Annotated in this window: 13 protein-coding genes and 2 riboswitches; of the genes, 11 read left to right on the top strand and 2 right to left on the bottom strand. The window is 68.6% G+C overall.

Translation table 11 applies throughout. The features are described from left to right. The first annotated feature begins 131 nt into the window (after window positions 1-131). The 4 genes from ACXJLU_RS16765 to ACXJLU_RS16780 are packed head-to-tail and all read left to right on the top strand — an operon-like array spanning window position 132 to window position 8,164. Window positions 132-3,314, top strand: coding sequence for an efflux RND transporter permease subunit (locus ACXJLU_RS16765; RefSeq protein WP_457332825.1), 3,183 nt, complete (start codon window positions 132-134; stop codon window positions 3,312-3,314). Further along, the gene (locus ACXJLU_RS16770; RefSeq protein ID WP_457332827.1) at window positions 3,311-6,502 is read left to right on the top strand and encodes an efflux RND transporter permease subunit; all 3,192 of its coding nucleotides are present in this window, start codon (window positions 3,311-3,313) and stop codon (window positions 6,500-6,502) included. The genes ACXJLU_RS16765 and ACXJLU_RS16770 overlap by 4 nt, the downstream gene beginning before the upstream one ends. Continuing rightward, window positions 6,499-7,905 (top strand): efflux transporter outer membrane subunit, encoded by a 1,407-nt coding sequence (locus tag ACXJLU_RS16775; protein WP_457332829.1) that lies wholly within the window; start codon window positions 6,499-6,501, stop codon window positions 7,903-7,905. Before ACXJLU_RS16770 ends, ACXJLU_RS16775 begins: the two co-directional genes overlap by 4 nt. A 28-nt stretch (window positions 7,906-7,933) precedes the next feature. Then, entirely contained in the window at window positions 7,934-8,164 is a 231-nt protein-coding gene (locus ACXJLU_RS16780) for an AbrB/MazE/SpoVT family DNA-binding domain-containing protein (RefSeq protein WP_457332830.1), read from the top strand. Between the two features lie 57 nt (window positions 8,165-8,221). On the opposite strand, the gene ACXJLU_RS16785 is transcribed toward ACXJLU_RS16780, so the two are convergent. Both ACXJLU_RS16785 and ACXJLU_RS16790 read right to left on the bottom strand, forming a co-directional pair. Then, a complete protein-coding gene (locus ACXJLU_RS16785; RefSeq protein ID WP_457332832.1) occupies window positions 8,222-8,617 on the bottom strand; it encodes a type II toxin-antitoxin system VapC family toxin in 396 nt (131 codons plus the stop codon). Further along, complete coding sequence (locus tag ACXJLU_RS16790; protein ID WP_073465389.1) at window positions 8,614-8,865, bottom strand: AbrB/MazE/SpoVT family DNA-binding domain-containing protein; 252 nt, start codon at window positions 8,863-8,865, stop codon at window positions 8,614-8,616. The genes ACXJLU_RS16785 and ACXJLU_RS16790 overlap by 4 nt, the downstream gene beginning before the upstream one ends. A 206-nt stretch (window positions 8,866-9,071) precedes the next feature. Here ACXJLU_RS16790 and ACXJLU_RS16795 point away from each other — a divergent pair, with 206 nt between their 5' ends. From ACXJLU_RS16795 to ACXJLU_RS16825, 7 genes are all read left to right on the top strand, one after another. Then, window positions 9,072-9,338 carry a hypothetical protein gene (locus ACXJLU_RS16795; protein WP_457332834.1) on the top strand — a complete coding sequence of 89 codons (267 nt, stop codon included), beginning with the start codon at window positions 9,072-9,074 and terminating at the stop codon, window positions 9,336-9,338. Window positions 9,339-9,371: 33 nt separating this feature from the next. Then, window positions 9,372-9,456, top strand: a riboswitch (glycine riboswitch). Between the two features lie 16 nt (window positions 9,457-9,472). Then, a riboswitch (glycine riboswitch) is annotated at window positions 9,473-9,584 on the top strand. A gap of 59 nt (window positions 9,585-9,643) precedes the next feature. Further along, window positions 9,644-10,789: a glycine cleavage system aminomethyltransferase GcvT gene (gene gcvT / locus ACXJLU_RS16800; protein WP_457332836.1), complete on the top strand. Its 1,146-nt coding sequence runs from the start codon at window positions 9,644-9,646 to the stop codon at window positions 10,787-10,789. A 55-nt stretch (window positions 10,790-10,844) separates the two neighbouring features. Then, the gene (gene gcvH, locus ACXJLU_RS16805; RefSeq protein WP_047594784.1) at window positions 10,845-11,219 is read left to right on the top strand and encodes a glycine cleavage system protein GcvH; all 375 of its coding nucleotides are present in this window, start codon (window positions 10,845-10,847) and stop codon (window positions 11,217-11,219) included. 12 nt (window positions 11,220-11,231) lie between these two features. Then, window positions 11,232-14,132: an aminomethyl-transferring glycine dehydrogenase gene (gene gcvP, locus ACXJLU_RS16810; RefSeq protein WP_457332838.1), complete on the top strand. Its 2,901-nt coding sequence runs from the start codon at window positions 11,232-11,234 to the stop codon at window positions 14,130-14,132. Window positions 14,133-14,152: 20 nt separating this feature from the next. Continuing rightward, window positions 14,153-15,544: an L-serine ammonia-lyase gene (locus ACXJLU_RS16815; protein WP_457332840.1), complete on the top strand. Its 1,392-nt coding sequence runs from the start codon at window positions 14,153-14,155 to the stop codon at window positions 15,542-15,544. A gap of 179 nt (window positions 15,545-15,723) precedes the next feature. Then, entirely contained in the window at window positions 15,724-16,704 is a 981-nt protein-coding gene (gntB, locus tag ACXJLU_RS16820; protein ID WP_457332842.1) for a guanitoxin biosynthesis L-arginine gamma (S) hydroxylase, read from the top strand. Continuing rightward, window positions 16,701-17,549: a DMT family transporter gene (locus ACXJLU_RS16825; protein ID WP_457332844.1), complete on the top strand. Its 849-nt coding sequence runs from the start codon at window positions 16,701-16,703 to the stop codon at window positions 17,547-17,549. Before gntB ends, ACXJLU_RS16825 begins: the two co-directional genes overlap by 4 nt. Window positions 17,550-17,583 lie beyond the last annotated feature (34 nt).

Genomic DNA, 17,583 nt, shown 5'->3' on the forward strand with positions numbered 1-17,583 from the left:
AGCGTGGCCCGCGCGCCGCCGCCGATGGCGCCTCGGCGCCCGCCGGCTTCGCCTCCGGCGCCTCCGGGGCCGGGGGCGAGCGCCGCCGCCAACGCCGCGAACAGACCGAACCGCAATAAGACGGACCGCTCATGAGTCCGTCACGCCCCTTCATCGAGCGCCCGGTAGCGACCTCGCTGCTGATGGTCGCCATCGTGCTCGCCGGCCTGGTGGGCTTCAAGTTCCTGCCGCTGGCCGCGCTGCCGCAGGTCGACTACCCGACCATCCAGGTGCAGACGCTCTACCCCGGTGCCAGCCCCGAGGTGATGACAAACACCGTCACCGCGCCGCTCGAGAAGCAGTTCGGCCAGATGCCCGGGCTGCAGCGCATGAGCTCGTCGAGCGCCGCCGGCGTCTCGATCGTCACGCTGCAGTTCTCGCTCGGCCAGACGCTCGACGTCGCCGAGCAGGAGGTGCAGGCCGCCATCAACGCCGGCGGCTCGCTGCTGCCGGCCGACCTGCCGGCGCCGCCGGTCTACGCCAAGGTCAACCCGGCCGACGCGCCGGTGCTGACGCTCGCGATCACCTCCGATTCGCTGCCGCTCACCGAGGTGCAGAACCTCGTCAACACGCGGCTCGCGCAGAAGATGTCGCAGGTCAGCGGCGTCGGCCTCGTGTCGCTCAGCGGCGGCCAGCGCCCTGCGGTGCGCATCCAGGCCGACACGCAGGCCCTCGCGTCGTACGGCATCGGCATCGACACGCTGCGCAGCGCCATCACCGGCGCCAACGCGAACAGCGCCAAGGGCAGCTTCGACGGCCCGACCCGCACCTACAGCATCAACGCCAACGACCAGCTGCTGACGGTCGACGACTACAAGTCACTGGTGGTCGCGTGGCGCAACAACGCGCCGGTGCGCATCGCCGATGTGGCCCAGGTGGTCAACAGCGCCGAGAACGTGCGGCTCGGCGCGTGGGCCGGCATCGACTGCGCCCACGACAAAGGAGACGAAGCCTGCGCCGCCAACCCCGATGCGCGGCCGCTGGTGCCGGCCATCATCCTGAACGTGCAGCGCCAGCCCGGCGCCAACGTGATCGCCACCGTCGACGGCATCAAGCAACGCCTGCCCGAGCTGCAGGCCGGGCTGCCGCCGAGCGTCAACGTCAGCATCCTGAGCGACCGCACGACCGGCATCCGCGCATCGGTCAAGCACGTCGAGTTCGAGCTGCTGCTGGCCGTGCTGCTGGTGGTGATCGTGATCTTCGCGTTCCTGCACAGCGTGCGCGCCACCGTGATCGCGAGCCTGGCGGTGCCGATCTCGCTGATCGGCACCTTCGGCGTGATGTACCTGCTCGGCTACAGCCTGAACAACCTGAGCCTGATGGCGCTGACCATCGCCACCGGCTTCGTCGTCGACGACGCGATCGTGATGATCGAGAACATCGCCCGCTACATCGAGGAAGGCGAGCCGCCGATGGAGGCCGCGCTGAAGGGCGCGACGCAGATCGGCTTCACGATCATCTCGCTGACCGTCTCGCTGATCGCGGTGCTGATCCCGCTGCTGTTCATGGGCGACGTGGTGGGCCGGCTGTTCCGCGAGTTCGCGGTGACGCTCGCAATCACCATCCTGATCTCGGCCGTGGTGTCGCTGACGCTGGTGCCGATGATGTCGGGCCGCTGGCTGAAGCCGCAGGACACCGCGCACGGCGACCCGCAGCATGCCAAGGGCTTCGGTGCGGCGTTCCAGCGCCTGTTCGACCGCTTCATCGCGCGCTACGACATCTGGCTCGGCTGGGTGCTCGACCGCCAGGCGCTGACGCTGCTGGTGGCCGCCGCGACGCTCGCGCTGACCATCGTGCTGTACCTGGTGATCCCGAAGGGGCTGTTCCCGACGCAGGACACCGGCCAGCTGAAGGCCCGCCTCGAAGCCGCGCAAGACGTCTCGTACAGCCGCATGGCATCTCTGCAGCAGCAGGCCGCGCAAGCCGTGCTGGCCGACCCCGACGTCGCGAGCCTGAGTTCGTTCACCGGCGTCGACGCGGCCAACAACACGATGCTGAACACCGGCAGCATGCTGATCAACCTGCGCGCGAAGCGCAGCGGCTCGCAGGCGCAGATCATGGACCGGCTGCGCGAACGCGTGCAGAAGGTGGCCGGCGTCACGCTGTACCTGCAGCCGACGCAGGACCTGACGATCGATGCCGAATCGGGCCCCACCGAATACCGCGTGTCGCTCGAAGGCGTCAGCAGCGACATCGTCGCCGAATGGGCGCACAAGCTGGCCGACCAGCTGCGCACCGTGAAGCAGGTGCGCAACATCGTGACCGATGCCGGCGCGCAGGGCATGTCGGCCTACATCGACATCGACCGCGACACCGCGTCGCGCCTGGGCATCACCGCCAGCGCCATCGACGACGCGCTGTACAGCGCGTTCGGCCAGCGCATCGTCTCGACCATCTTCACCGAGACCAACCAGTACCGCGTGATCCTCGAGGCGCAGCCCGGCCTGGTGAACAGCGCGCAGACGCTGGGGCTCTTGAACCTGCGCACCAGCTCGGGCGAGGCGACGCCGCTGTCGGCGATCGCCACCATCCGCGAGCGGCCGGCACCGCTGCAGGTGACGCACGTCGCGCAGTACCCGGCCACCACGCTCGGCTTCGACACCGCCAGCGGCGAATCGCTGGGCCATGCGGTCGATTCGATCAAGCAGGCGGCCAAGGACATCGCGCTGCCCGCCTCGGTGACGATGACCTTCCTCGGCGCGGCCGGCGCCTACCAGGCCTCGCTCGCCAACGAGCTGTGGCTGATCCTCGCGGCGCTGGTCTGCGTCTACATCGTGCTCGGCGTGCTGTACGAAAGCTACATCCACCCGCTGACGATCCTGTCGACGCTGCCGTCGGCCGGCGTCGGCGCGCTGCTCGCGCTGATGCTGTCGGGCAATGACCTGGGCGTGATCGGCATCATCGGCATCATCCTGCTGATCGGCATCGTCAAGAAGAACGCGATCATGATGATCGACTTCGCGATCGACGCCGAACGCCACCAGGGCAAGTCGCCGCGCGAGGCCATCCACCAGGCGGCGCTGCTGCGCTTCCGGCCGATCCTGATGACGACGCTGGCGGCGCTGTTCGCCGCGCTGCCGCTGATGTTCGGCGGCGGCGAAGGCGCCGAGCTGCGCATGCCGCTCGGCCTGTCGATCTTCGGCGGGCTGATCGTCAGCCAGGTGCTGACGCTGTTCACGACGCCGGTCATCTACCTCGGTTTCGACCGCCTCGGCCGCCGCGTGCGCCGGGTCGCGGTGCCCGATGGTTCGCCCACCGACGGAGCGGCCGGATGAACCTGTCCCGGCCTTTCGTCACGCGGCCGATCGCGACGGTGCTGCTGACCATCGGCATGGCGCTGGCCGGCATCGGCGCGTTCTTCGTGCTGCCGGTGGCGCCGCTGCCGCAGGTCGATTTCCCGACCATCTCGGTCAGCGCCTCGCTGCCCGGCGCGAGCCCCGACACGATGGCCAGCAGCGTGGCCACGCCGCTGGAGCGCCACCTGGGCACGATCGCCGGCGTCAACGAGATGACCTCGTCGAGCTCGACCGGCTCGGCCCGCGTGACGCTGCAGTTCGACCTGAGCCGCAACATCGACGGTGCGGCGCGCGAGGTGCAGGCGGCCATCAACGCATCGCGCGCCGACCTGCCCTCGACGCTGCGCAGCAACCCGACGTACCGCAAGGCGAACCCGTCGGACGCGCCGATCATCATCCTCGCGCTGACCTCGAAGACCCGCACGCCGGGGCAGATCTACGACGCGGTGTCGAACATCGTGCAGCAGAAGCTCGCGCAGGTGGACGGCGTCGGCGACGTCGAACTCGGCGGCGGCTCGCTGCCGGCGGTGCGCGTCGAGCTGCTGCCGTTCGCGCTGAACCGCTTCGGCGTCAGCTCCGAAGACGTGCGCGCCGCGATCCAGGCCTCGAACGCGAACCGGCCGAAGGGCGCGATCGAGGACGGCGAGCGCCGCATGCAGATCTACACGCCGGCGCCGGGGCGCACGGCCGCCGACTACCGCGGGCTGGTAGTGGCCTGGCGCAACAACTCGGCGGTGCGGCTCTCCGATGTGGCGAAGGTGAGCGACGGCGTCGAGAACGTGCGCACGCTGGGGCTGTTCAACGGCCAGCCGGCGGTGATCGTGCTGCTGACGCGCCAGCCCGGCGCCAACGTGATCGAGACGGTCGACGGCGTGCGCGCGCTGCTGCCCGAGCTGCAGGCGCAGCTGCCGAGCGACATCGCGCTGCAGGTGGCCTCCGACAGCACCAACTCGATCCGCGCGTCGCTGCGCGAGATCGAGGGCACGCTGGTGATCTCGGTGCTCCTCGTCGTCGTGGTCGTCAGCGTGTTCCTGCGCAGCCTGCGCGCCACCATCGTGCCGGCGGTGGCCACCGTGGTGTCGCTGCTCGGCACCTTCGGCGTGATGTACCTGCTGGGCTACAGCCTGAACAACCTGAGCCTGATGGCGCTGACGGTGGCGACCGGCTTCGTCGTCGACGACGCGATCGTCGTGCTCGAGAACACCAGCCGCCACATCGAGTCCGGCATGGACCGCTTCGAGGCCGCGCTGCTGGGCGCGCGCGAGGTCGGCTTCACGGTGCTGTCGATCAGCCTGTCGCTGGTGGCGGTGTTCATCCCGCTGCTGTTCATGAGCGGGCAGATCGGCCGGCTGTTCCGCGAGTTCGCGGTGACGCTGTCGGTGGCGGTGCTGATCTCGCTGGTGATCTCGCTGACCACCACGCCGATGATGTGCGCCTGGCTGCTCAAGCCGGGCGGCCCTGTCCGCAAGCCGCCGGGCCGGCTGTCACGGGTCTCGGAGCGCATCTTCGCGGGCGTGCTGCGCGGCTACGAGCACAGCCTGGACTGGGCGCTGCACAGCAAGGCGCTGGTGATGCTGATCCTGCTGGCGGTGATCGGCCTGAACGTCTACCTGTTCCAGGCGACGCCGAAGGGCTTCTTCCCGCAGCAGGACAACGGCCAGCTGAACGGCGGGCTGGCGGCCGACCAGAGCATCTCGTTCGAGGCGCTGCAGGGCAAGCTGAAGCAGCTGGTCGACATCATCCATGCCGACCCGGCGGTCGACACCGTGGTCGGCTTCACCGGCGGCGGGCGCGCTGGCGGCGGCTTCATGTTCATCAACCTGAAGCCGGTCGGCCAGCGCAAGGACGGCGGCCAGGCGGTGATCGCGCGGCTGCGCCCGCAGCTGGCCACCGTGACCGGCGTGCAGCTCTTCCTGAACCCCGTGCAAGACCTGCGGGCCGGCGGGCGCGCGAGCAACTCGACCTACCAGTACACGCTGAAGAGCGACAACATCGCCGACCTGCGCAGCTGGGCGCTGAAGCTGGCCGACCAGATGCGCACGAAGGAAGAGCTGGCCGACGTCGACACCAACCAGCAGGACAACGGCGTGCAGAGCTTCGTCGACATCGACAAGGCGACTGCGGCGCGGCTGGGCATCACGACGCGCGATGTCGACAACGCGCTGTACGACAGCTTCGGCCAGCGCCAGGTGGCCACCATCTACGGCGAGCTGAACCAGTACCACGTGGTGATGGAGGCGGCGCGCAGCCTGACGCGCAGCCCGACCTCGCTGAACGACGTGTACATCCCGCGCAAGGCCGGCACCGGCGCGGCGACCACCGCGACGCTGTCGGTGAACCCGGCGCTGCGCGACGCCTCGGGCGGCTCGGCGCTGAGCAACACCGCGAACACGATGGTGCCGCTGTCGACGCTCGCACGCTTCACCGAGAGCGCGACGCCGACCTCGATCAACCACCAGGACGGCGAGCTCGCGACCACGGTGTCGTTCAACCTGCCCGACGGCGTGAGCCTGTCGGACGCGCAGGCGGCGGTGAAGCAGTCGGAGGCCGACATCGCGATGCCGGCCAACGTGCGCGGCAGCTTCGCGGGCACGGCGCGCGGCTTCCAGGATTCGCAGGCGCAGCAGCCGCTGCTGATCCTGGCGGCGATCGTCGTGATCTACATCGTGCTGGGCGTGCTGTACGAGAGCCTGGTGCATCCGATCACGGTGCTGTCGACGCTGCCGTCGGCGGGGGTCGGCGCGGTGCTGGCGCTGCTGATGTTCCGCATGGAGTTCTCGATCATTGCGCTGATCGGCGTGTTCCTGCTGATCGGCATCGTCAAGAAGAACGCGATCCTGATCATCGACTTCGCGCTCGAGGCCGAGCGCTCGCGCGGGCTGTCGCCGCTGGACGCGGTGCGCGAGGCCTGCCTGCTGCGCTTCCGCCCGATCCTGATGACGACGCTGGCCGCAGGCCTGGGCGCGCTGCCGCTCGCGATCGGCTTCGGCGAAGGCTCCGAGCTGCGCCAGCCGTTGGGCGTCGCCATCATCGGCGGGCTGATCGCCAGCCAGTTGCTGACGCTGCTGACCACGCCGGTCGTCTACCTCCTGCTCGACAAGCTGCGCCGCCGCGGCGCGGACGAGCGCCATCTGAGCCGCGGCCATGACGCCGCGCTGCAAGCATGACTTCACGACTGACTCCCTTCGCTGTGGCCGTGCTGCTGGCCGGCTGCTCGGTGACCCCGCGCTACCAGGTGCCGGATACCGCGCTGCCCGCCGGCTACAAGGAGGTGCCGGCCGCGGCCGAGGGCTGGCTGCCGGCCGCGCCGGCCGATGCGCTCGACCGCGGGCCGTGGTGGACGCTGTTCGGCGACGAGACGTTGAACACGCTGGCCGGGCAGGTCGAGGTGTCGAACCAGAACATCGCGGCCGCGGTGGCCGGCTATGCGCAATCGCAATCGCTGGTGAAGGAGGCGCGGGCCTCGTTCTTCCCGAACGTGAGCCTGAGCGGCGGTGCGACGCGCTCCGGCGGCGGCGCGCGAACCTCCACCGGCAACACCTACCAGGTGGGCGTGGGCGCGAGCTGGGAGGCGCCGCTGTGGGGCAAGCTGGAGGCGGGCGTCGACACCGCGACGGCGACCGCGCAGGCGAGCGAGGCCGACCTGGCGTCGGCACGGCTGTCGGCGCAGGCGGCGCTGGCCACCAACTATTTTTCGCTGCGCGAGGCCGATGCCGAGGTCGACGTGGTGACGCGCACGGTCGAGAGTTTCACGCGCTCGCAGACGATCACGCAGAACCGCTACGACGCCGGCATCGCGCCGAAGAGCGACCTGCTGCAGGCGCAGACGCAGCTCGCGAACGCGCAGGCCGACCTGGCGACGCTGCGCCGCCAGCGCGCGGTGCTGGAGCATGCGATCGCGGTGCTGGTCGGCAAGGCGCCGGCGCAGTTCTCGCTGCCGCCCGCCGCCTGGCAGATGACGGTGCCGGCGGTGCCGCTGGTGGTGCCGTCGGAGCTGCTGCAGCGCCGGCCGGACATCGCCGGTGCGGAGCGCAGCGTGGCGTCGGCGAATGCGCAGATCGGCATTGCGCGCGGCGCGTACTTCCCGAGTTTGTCGCTGAGCGGCTCTTACGGGCAGCAGAGCAGCGCGGCGAGCCAGTTGTTCAACGCGAGCCAGAACCTGTGGTCGCTGGGGGTGTCGGTGGCGCAGACGATCTTCGATGCGGGCGCGACGCGGGCGCGCGTGGAAGGCGCCGAGGCGAGCCGCGATGCGGCGGTGGCCCGCTACCGGCAGACGACGCTCGCGGCGCTGGGCGCGGTGGAGGACCAGCTGTCGCTGGTGCGGATGCTGGCCGAGCAATCGCCGCTGCGGCAGCAAGCATCGAAGGCGGCCGACGACACCGAGGTCCAGACGCTGAACCGGTATCGCGCCGGGCAGGTCAGCTACCTCGAAGTGGCGAGCGCGCAGTCATCGGCGCTGAGCGCACGGCGGGCGCTGGTGCAGTTGCAGGTGGACCAGCAGCTGGCGGCGATCGGCTTGATCCAGGCGATGGGGGGTGGGTGGCACGCGAGCTGGAAGCAGCCCGGATGACAATCCGGGTCAACGCAAGGAGGCCTCCATGCCCGATTCCATCATCACCACCAAAGGCCGTACAACAATCCCGGCACAAGTCCGAGAACAACTCGGCCTTCGCGAAGGCACACGTCTCGTCTGGCACCTGATGCCCGATGGCAGCTTGGTCGTGCGGGCGAAGACAGGCTCGCTGCGAAACATGGCGGGCATGCTGAAGTTGAAGGGTCGCAAGGGCTCGAGCGTCAGCATCGACGACATGAAGGCCTGGCGCCGGTGACGAGAGCCCCGGATTGGCATCCGGGCTACAGAACAGCAATGGGCTGCCGAGGCTCTGTCAGAGCAAGCGCGCGGCCTGCCCTTGTCGCGTGAGCAGCGACACCGCTAGCTTGTCGAACGACACGAAGGTCTCGGCACCCAGCCAACTCCCCTCGTAGGCCATGATGCCGTCCGCAAAGTCGCCGCCTGCGTCCAGGACGGCAAGCCCTGCCTCGACGGCGAGCCGGTTCATCGCGACCTGCTCGGTGGCGATCAGTGCCCGGATGGCGGTGGCGATCGATGCATCGTCAAACCGATAGAGCTTGCGCAACACCCAGACGAACTCGCACAGGCAGGGAAGCGATACCGCGATCAGCGTCGCCTCCTTGAGCACCTTGTCGGCGACGCGCGCCTGCTTCGGATCGTCACGCACGACCGCGCGCACCAGCACGTTCGTGTCGACGGTGATCTTCATTTCCGGCCTGCCCAGCCCCCGGCAGCCGCCTCGTTGATCTCGTCGATCGTGGCCACCTTCGTCGTCTTGCCTGCGAGCAAGCCGAGGAAGCCTTCAATCGACCCCGTAGGCCGCGCGGCCTTCAGCTCGATCCGACCGTCCGGCAGCAAATCGAGTTCGATCTTCTCGCCGGGCTGGATGCCCAGATGCTGCAGCACCTCTCTGCGGAAAGTCACTTGGCCCCGCGTCGTGACGGTCAGTGTGCTCATGGTGTCATCTCCGTTCATCGATGATTCCATCGTAATGCAAAATTGCCTTACCTAGAAACCGATGCGCTCGAAGGCATCGAGAACCAGTCGACGCAGCTCGACGCATCATGTTTGCTTCCGTGCAACCCAACCCGGTATCCTGTCGATTCGTGCATCGCGCCCGCGCGATCTCCTCGACAACCCTTCCCTCCCCATCCCAAAAAATGATGCGACTGATCCCCCTGGCCGCCCTGTGCGCGCTGCTGGCAGCCTGTGCCTCCGACCCCGCACCGAAGCCGCAAACCACGCCCGCCCAGCAGACCGCTGTGGCCCCGAAGTGCCCCGCCGAAGCCTCCATCGGCAGCAACATCGCACGCCGCGGCACCTGCCGTCCGATGACGCCCGAAGAGATCGAGGCCGCCCGCGCCGATGCCGAGCGCATTCGCGACGGCACCAGCCGCATGATCGTTCCGACCGGCGCCACCGGCCGCTGACGAAACCGGCTCTTTCCGAGCTAAACTCGCGCCGCCAGGAGAGAGCTTCCAAGCGAAGCCGCCGAAGGCGCAGGACCGGCAGCGATGCCGGCTCGAACGCTCAGGCAAAAGGACTGGCAAGCGCCCCGCGAGGGGCGTTCCTCGCTGGAGAGAGGCTCACCCCGAGTGAGTCCACCGAAGGGGCAAGCGGTCAACCGGGATCCGGGGGCCGCCAATCTCTCAGGTAAAGCGGACAGAGAGGGCATCCCCAACGCGTCGGCCGGCATGGCGACACGTTGGACCGGTGAATGCCCTCGGAGAAGACCATGTCCGCACTCGACCTGCCGCTGCCCTCATCAAATCGCCCGCTGCTCAAGACCCCGCTCCACGCACTTCACCTCGAACTCGGCGCCAAGATGGTGCCCTTCGCCGGCTACGAGATGCCGGTGAACTACCCCGGCGGCATCATCGCCGAGCACCGGCACTGCCGCAGCGCCGCCTCGCTGTTCGACGTCTCCCACATGGGCCAGGTCCGCCTGGTCGGCCCCGACGCCGCCAAGGCCCTCGAATCGCTGGTGCCCGTCGACATCGTCGACCTCGCCGTCGGCAAGCAGCGCTACGGCTTCTTCACGAACACCAGCGGCGGCATCCTCGACGACCTGATGATCACGCGCCGCGAGACGGACCTGCTCGTCATCGTCAACGCCGCCTGCAAGGACGCCGACATCAGGCACATGGTGACCCACATCGGCCACAAGTGCACCGTGCAGGCGCTGCCCGAGCGCGCGCTGCTCGCGCTGCAGGGCCCGCAGGCCGTCAAGGCGCTGGCCCGGCTGAATGCCGATGCCGCCACCCTCACCTTCATGACCGGCCGCGCGCTGACGCTGGCCGGCGCCGACTGCTTCGTGACCCGCTCCGGCTACACCGGCGAAGACGGCTTCGAGATCTCGGTCGCCGCCGACCAGGCCGAGGCGCTGGCGCGCGCGCTGCTCGCCCAGCCCGAAGTCAAGCCCTGCGGCCTCGGCGCGCGCGACACGCTGCGCCTGGAAGCCGGCCTGTGCCTGTACGGCCACGACATCGACGAGAAGACCACGCCGGTCGAGGCCGGCCTCACCTGGGCGATCCAGAAGGTGCGCCGCGCCGGCGGTGCGCGTGCCGGCGGCTACCCGGGTTCGAGCGTGATCGACGGCCAGCTCGCCCACGGCCCCACGAACAAGCGCGTCGGCCTGCTTGGCCTTGAGCGCGTGCCGGTGCGCGAAGGCGCCACCATCGTCAACGCCCAGGGCCACAAGCTCGGCCACGTGACCAGCGGCACGCTGTCGCCCAGCGTCGACCAGCCGATCGCGATGGCCTACCTCGCCGGCAACCATGCGCTGCCGCACCACGAGGTGTTCGCCGAGGTGCGAGGCAAGCGGCAGCCGATGCGCGTCGCGCCGATGCCGTTCTCGCCGCACCGGTATTTCCGCGGCTGATCTGCGGCCGATTTCCTTTCACCCCCCTTTTGACCTCGCCCCCAAGGAGCCCCCGATGACGACCATGTACACCCCCGACCACGAGTGGATCAACATCGAAGACCACGAGGCCGCCACCGTCGGCATCACGATCCATGCGCAGGACGCGCTGGGCGACGTGGTCTTCGTCGACCTGCCGGAAGTCGGCCGCAGCTTCAAGAAGGGCGAGGTCGCCGGCGTCGTCGAATCGGTGAAGGCCGCCGCCGACCTGTACATGCCGGTGGCCGGCGAGATCGTCGAGGTCAACGAGGCACTGCGCGCCGACCCGTCGCTCGCCAACAGCGATCCGCTGGGCAACGGCTGGTTCTTCAAGGTGCACGTCACCGACATGGGCGAGTTCGACCAGCTGATGGACCAGCCCGCCTACGACGAGCTCGTCAAGAACGCCTGAGGAACCCTTGCCATGCTGATGTCCGCCGCCACGCCCCTGGGCGCCCTCGAGAACGCCACCGAATTCGTCGCCCGCCACATCGGGATCGAGGAGGCGGATGAACGGCACATGCTGTCGGCCATCGGTGCCGCGTCGCGTCGCGCGCTCATCGACGCGATCGTGCCGCGCGCGATCGCCCGCCCGGTGCCGATGCAGCTGCCGGCCGCGCTGACCGAGGCGCAGGCGCTGGCCGAGCTGAAGGGCATCGCCGCGCGCAACCAGGTGCTCAAGAGCTTCATCGGCCAGGGCTACCACGGCACCCTCACGCCGGGCGTCATCCTGCGCAACATCCTCGAGAACCCGGCCTGGTACACCGCCTACACGCCCTACCAAGCCGAGATCTCGCAGGGTCGCATGGAAGCGCTCGTCAACTTCCAGACCATGGTCTGCGAGCTGACCGGCCTGGCCATCGCCGGCTCGTCGATGCTCGATGAAGCCACCGCCGCGGCCGAGGCGATGACGCTCGCGCTGCGCGTCGGCAAGAGCAAGAGCACCACCTTCTTCGTCGCCGACGACGTGCTGCCGCAGACGCTCGAGGTGGTGCGCACGCGCGCCGAGCCGCTGGGCCTCGCGGTCGTCACCGGCCCGGCCGCCGATGCGGCGAAGGACAAGCCCTTCGGCGCGCTGTTCCAGTACCCCGGCGTCAACGGCGTCGTGCGGGACCTGGCACCGGTCATCGCCGCGGTGCATGCCGCTGGTGGCCTCGCCATCGTCGCGGCCGACCTGCTGGCCCTCACGCTGATCACGCCGCCCGGCGAGATGGGCGCCGACATCGCGGTCGGCAACACGCAGCGCTTCGGCATGCCGATGGGCAACGGCGGCCCGCATGCCGCCTACATGGCGACCAAGGACGAGTTCAAGCGCTCGATGCCCGGCCGCTTGGTCGGCGTCAGCGTCGACGTGCACGGCAACCCGGCCTACCGCCTCGCGCTGCAGACGCGCGAGCAGCACATCCGCCGCGAGAAGGCGACGTCGAACATCTGCACCGCGCAGGTGCTGCCGGCGGTGATCGCCAGCATGTACGCCGTGTACCACGGGCCGCAAGGCCTGAAGCGCATCGCCGGCCGCGTCGCCAGCTACACCGCGGTGCTGGCGGCCGGCCTGAAGGAAGCCGGCTGCACGCTGGCGCACGAGAGCGCGTTCGACACGCTCCAGGTGCAGACCGGCGGCCGCACCGAGGCCGTGCTGCAGGCCGCGCGCGAATCGGGCTTCAACCTGCGCCGCGCGTCGGCCACCAGCGTCGGCATCACGCTCGACGAGACCACCACGCGCGGCGACATCGACACGCTGCTGCGCATCGTGCCGTCGCGCCCGTTCGACGGCGCGGCACTGTGGTCGCGCAGCGAGAAGGGCATCGCCGCGCTGGTGCCGGCCGAGCTGGCGCGCCGCAGCGCCTTCCTGTCGCACCCGGTGTTCAACACGCACCACAGCGAGACCGAGATGCTGCGCTACATCCGCAGCCTGTCCGACAAGGACCTCGCGCTCGACCGCAGCATGATCCCGCTCGGCTCCTGCACGATGAAGCTGAACGCGACCAGCGAGATGATCCCGATCACCTGGCCGGAGTTCGCCAACGTGCACCCGTTCGCACCGCGCGACCAGCTGGCCGGCTACGCGCTGCTCGACCAGCAGCTGCGCGACTGGCTGTGCCAGGCCACCGGCTACGCCGGCATCAGCCTGCAGCCCAACGCCGGTTCGCAGGGCGAGTACGCCGGGCTGCTGGTGATCAAGGCCTTCCACAAGTCGCGCGGCGAAGGCCACCGCAACATCTGCCTGATCCCCGAATCGGCGCATGGCACCAACCCGGCCAGCGCCCAGATGGTGGGGCTGCAGGTGGTCGTCACGAAGTGCGATGCCGACGGCAACGTCGACCTCGCCGACCTGAAGGCCCGATGCGAGCAGCACAGCGCGAACCTGGCCTGCGTGATGATCACCTACCCTTCCACCTACGGCGTGTTCGAGACGCGTGTGAAGGAGCTGTGCGCGCTGGTGCACCAGCATGGCGGGCGGGTGTACGTCGACGGCGCGAACATGAACGCGCTGGTCGGCATTGCCGCGCCGGGCGAGTTCGGCGGCGATGTGAGCCACCTGAACCTGCACAAGACCTTCTGCATCCCGCACGGCGGTGGCGGGCCGGGTGTCGGCCCGGTGTGCGTCGCGGCCGACCTGGTGCCGTTCCTGCCGGCGCACCGCGCGGCGGGCATCGGCACTGAACAGCAAGTGGGCGCCGTTTCGGCTGCGCCGCTGGGCAATGCGGCGGTGCTGCCGATCAGCTGGATGTACGTGCGGATGATGGGCGCCGAAGGCCTGCTGGCCGCGACCGAGACGGCCATCCTGAGCGCGAACTACGTGGCCGCGCGGCTGGCCGATCACTACGACATCCACTACAGCGGCAACATCGCCGGCGTGAAGGGTGGCGGCGTCGCGCACGAGTGCATCCTCGACCTGCGTCCGCTGAAGGAGACCTCGGGTGTGAGCGCCGAAGACGTCGCCAAGCGCCTGATCGACTACGGCTTCCATGCGCCGACGCTGAGCTTCCCGGTGGCCGGCACGCTGATGGTCGAGCCGACCGAGAGCGAGCCGCTGGTCGAGCTGGACCGCTTCTGCGACGCGATGATCGCGATCCGCGAGGAGATCCGCAAGGTCGAGCAGGGGCAGTGGCCGCAGGACGACAACCCGCTGAAGGCCGCGCCGCACACCACCGGCGCGCTGATGAAGGCCGAGTGGCCGCATGCGTATTCGCGCGAGGAAGCGGCCTTCCCGGTGAAGAGCCTGAAGAAGCAGAAGTACTGGTCGCCGGTGGGTCGCGTCGACAACGTCTACGGCGACCGCAACCTGTTCTGCAGCTGCCCGCCGCTGTCCGACTACTCGTGATCTCCAGCTGAGGACGCCCCATGGCCGTGTCGGTCTTCGACCTGTTCAAGATCGGCATCGGCCCGTCGAGCTCGCACACCGTGGGGCCGATGCGGGCGGCGCGGCTCTTCGCGTTGCGACTGCAGCACGACGGCCTGCTGCCGCGCGTGACCCGCGTGCTGGCCGAGCTGTACGGCTCGCTCGGCGCGACCGGCAAGGGGCACGGCACCGACAAGGCGGTGCTGCTCGGGCTGGCCGGCCATGAGCCCGACCGCATCGATCCGGACGCGATCCCCGCGCACCTCGACGCGATCCGCACCGGCAAGCAGCTGAAGCTGTTGGGCGAGCACCCGATCGCGTTCAACGAGAAGACCGACCTGGTCTTCTTCCGCCGGCAGACGCTGCCCTTCCATGCGAACGGCATGCGCTTCGTCGCGTACGACGCCGACGGCGGCGAACTGGTGGCTCGCACGTTCTACTCGGTGGGCGGCGGCTTCGTCGTCAGCGAAGAACTGGCGGCCGACGGCAGCAAGCAGAAGGTGCTGGCACCGGACACCACGGTGCTGCCGCTGCCCTTCCATTCGGGCGCCGACCTGCTGCTGATCGCGAAGCGCGAGGGCTGCAGCATTGCGCAGATCATGCGGCGCAACGAGCGGCACTGGCGCAGCGATGCAGAGATCGATGCCGGGCTGCTGCACATCTGGCAGGTGATGCAGGACTGCGTGACCCGCGGCGCGCGCACCGACGGCGTGCTGCCCGGCGGCTTCAAGGTGCGGCGGCGCGCGGCCGATCTGCACCGGCAGCTGTCATCGAACCCCGAGGCGGCGCTGCGCGATCCGCTGCAGGTGCTGGACTGGGTGAACCTGTATGCGCTGGCCGTCAACGAAGAGAACGCGGCGGGCGGGCGTGTCGTGACGGCACCGACCAACGGCGCGGCCGGCATCGTGCCGGCGGTGCTGCACTACTACGCGCGCTTCGTCGCGGGCGCCACGCCGGCCGGCATCGTCGACTTTTTGCTGACGGCCGCGGCGATCGGCATCCTCTACAAGGAGAACGCGTCGATCAGCGGCGCCGAGGTCGGTTGCCAGGGCGAGGTCGGCGTGGCCTGCTCGATGGCGGCCGGTGCCTTGTGCGCGGTGCTGGGCGGCACGCCCGAGCAGGTGGAGAACGCGGCCGAGATCGGCATGGAGCACCACCTGGGCCTCACCTGCGATCCGGTCGGCGGGCTGGTGCAGATCCCGTGCATCGAGCGCAACGCGATCGCATCGGTGAAGGCGATCAACGCGGCCCGCATGGCGATGCGCGGCGACGGCACGCACCACGTGAGCCTCGACAAGGTCATCAAGACGATGCGCGACACCGGCGCGGACATGATGACGAAGTACAAGGAAACGGCGCGCGGCGGGTTGGCGGTGAACATCGTGGAGTGCTGAGCCGCCTCCGTTCGGGCTGAGCTTGTCGAAGCCTGAACACCGTTCGCCCTGAGCTTGTCGAAGGGTCGGGCTGAGCCTGTCGAAGCCCTGGCGGCATGCGAGCAAGCATCGAGATCTGCACACTCTCTGCATGATCATCGGCAACCATGCCCGGCCCAGGTCCACAGGTCATCACACGAATGACCCCGTACTCGATGAACCGTCATCCGTTCAGTCCCGACATCAAGAACTCCATCCAGGCGCTCTGCCGCTATGACAACCGATCCGGTCTTGCGGCAACGCTGCAGAATCATTTCTGCATCGCGCTGGCAGTGGCGGCTGCGGAGCACTCAGTCTGGCTGCTGCCGCTCTCATTGCTGATCATCGGATCGCGACAGCGCGCGCTCGCAACCCTGCTGCACGAAGCTGCGCACGGAACACTCTGTCGAAACAAGGTCCTCAATCGAGTCCTTGGCACCTGGTTCTCCGGGTACCTGATCGGCCAAAGCTGGAGTGCCTATCGCCGCTCCCACGTGCTGTCACACCACTCGCGACTCGGAGATCTCGATCGTGATCCGGACTACAGGTTCTATGTTGAAGCAGGCGTCTATGACGCCAAGGAACGCCGCCACTTTCTCTGGCGGCATGTCATCCGGCCACTGCTGTTCTTGAGCGCACTCTCGAGCGCGGTCTACCTGGTGCGCGAACGCCTGCTAGGTGCGGCGCCACAGAGAGAACTTCCGGCCATGATCGGCGCCGCGCTGGTCTTCGCCTGCGTCGGCACCTGGTGGTGCGGTCCGAAGTTCTTCTTCCTGTACTGGGTGTTGCCGTACTTGACGACATTCCAGATGTTGACCTGGTTCATCGAACTATCCGAGCACTACCCGATGGTTCGACATGCCCGAACCGACATCGAAGCAACGCGCAATCGCTTCAGCCATCCGATCGAACATCTCTTCACCGGCATGCACGCGGAGAACTTCCACCTCGTGCATCACCTGTTCCCCGGGTTGCCATTCCGTCACATGGCGCAGGCGCATCGGATCCTGCTGAAGGATGAGACCTATGCACGGCTGAACGCAGCCAGCGGTGGGATTTTCCTGTCCAGCAATTTCGCACCATCGCTCATCAGCACGATCTTGCCGCCCTCCAACGCGTGCAGCACACGCCCAGCGACATGAACGACCACCACAAAGGCGTCCTCTACGCCCTCGCCGCCGCCGCGCTCAATGCCAGCATCGGCGTGCTGACCAAGACGCTCGTCGCGCTGGGCTTTACGCCGAGCAGCATCGCAGGGCTCAAGACCGTCATCGGCTTCGTGATCCTGCTCGGCATCGTGCTCGTGCAGGCACCTCGGCAATTGCACGGCAAGTGGCAGCATGCCGGCCTCTGCGCGTTCTTCGGCATCTTCGTGCTGTTCCACTTCGAGACGGCGGCATATGCGCATCAATCGGCCGCCAACGTTGTCGTGATGCTGATGGCCTGCGCGGCGTTCTCGGCGATGGCCTTGGGCTGGCCGGTGCTGGGTGACCGGCCCAGGCGCCGGCAGGTCCTTGGTCTGCTGGTCGCAGTGGTGGGTGTCGCGCTGATCTGCGGCGCGAACCTCGGCGGCGATCTGCATGGCCTGCTGCTCGCCGCCATCGCCGGCACCGGCTACGGCATTTTCTCGGTGCTGGTGAAGAAGCTTGGATTGCAGGGCGGCTTCGCGCTGACGACGCGGCTGCTGTTCTTCGGCAGCCTTTACCTCGGCATCGCCGTCCAGCCAGAGAACCTCGCCCAGGCGCAGTGGAGCGCGACAGCCGTGCTGCTGCTCGTGCTGCTGGCAGTCTTTCCCACCGTGCTCGGCTTCGTCTGCACGACGCGCGCGATCCAGCACATCTCGCCGGGCCGCGTGCAGACGCTCGAACTGGCGGAGCCGGTGTTCGCCGCGGTGTTCGCGCTGGCAATGCTCGGCGAAGTGCCATCGAACGGCGCCTTGATCGGTGGCGCGGTGGTGTTGCTGGGGCTGTACCTCAGCGCTTCGTAGGCGCCGGTCCCGGATTGGCATCCGGGCTACGAAC

It is taken from the genome of Rhizobacter sp. P5_C2 (assembly GCF_054049715.1).

Coding starts and splice junctions, on each gene's coding strand:
- gcvP (WP_457332838.1), top strand. CDS start 11,232: ATGCTGATGTCCGCCGCCACGCCCCTGGGCGCCCTCGAGAACGCCACC.
- ACXJLU_RS16785 (WP_457332832.1), bottom strand. CDS start 8,617: ATGAAGATCACCGTCGACACGAACGTGCTGGTGCGCGCGGTCGTGCGT.
- ACXJLU_RS16815 (WP_457332840.1), top strand. CDS start 14,153: ATGGCCGTGTCGGTCTTCGACCTGTTCAAGATCGGCATCGGCCCGTCG.
- ACXJLU_RS16780 (WP_457332830.1), top strand. CDS start 7,934: ATGCCCGATTCCATCATCACCACCAAAGGCCGTACAACAATCCCGGCA.
- ACXJLU_RS16770 (WP_457332827.1), top strand. CDS start 3,311: ATGAACCTGTCCCGGCCTTTCGTCACGCGGCCGATCGCGACGGTGCTG.
- ACXJLU_RS16825 (WP_457332844.1), top strand. CDS start 16,701: ATGAACGACCACCACAAAGGCGTCCTCTACGCCCTCGCCGCCGCCGCG.
- ACXJLU_RS16790 (WP_073465389.1), bottom strand. CDS start 8,865: ATGAGCACACTGACCGTCACGACGCGGGGCCAAGTGACTTTCCGCAGA.
- gntB (WP_457332842.1), top strand. CDS start 15,724: ATGACCCCGTACTCGATGAACCGTCATCCGTTCAGTCCCGACATCAAG.
- ACXJLU_RS16795 (WP_457332834.1), top strand. CDS start 9,072: ATGCGACTGATCCCCCTGGCCGCCCTGTGCGCGCTGCTGGCAGCCTGT.
- gcvH (WP_047594784.1), top strand. CDS start 10,845: ATGACGACCATGTACACCCCCGACCACGAGTGGATCAACATCGAAGAC.
- ACXJLU_RS16775 (WP_457332829.1), top strand. CDS start 6,499: ATGACTTCACGACTGACTCCCTTCGCTGTGGCCGTGCTGCTGGCCGGC.
- ACXJLU_RS16765 (WP_457332825.1), top strand. CDS start 132: ATGAGTCCGTCACGCCCCTTCATCGAGCGCCCGGTAGCGACCTCGCTG.
- gcvT (WP_457332836.1), top strand. CDS start 9,644: ATGTCCGCACTCGACCTGCCGCTGCCCTCATCAAATCGCCCGCTGCTC.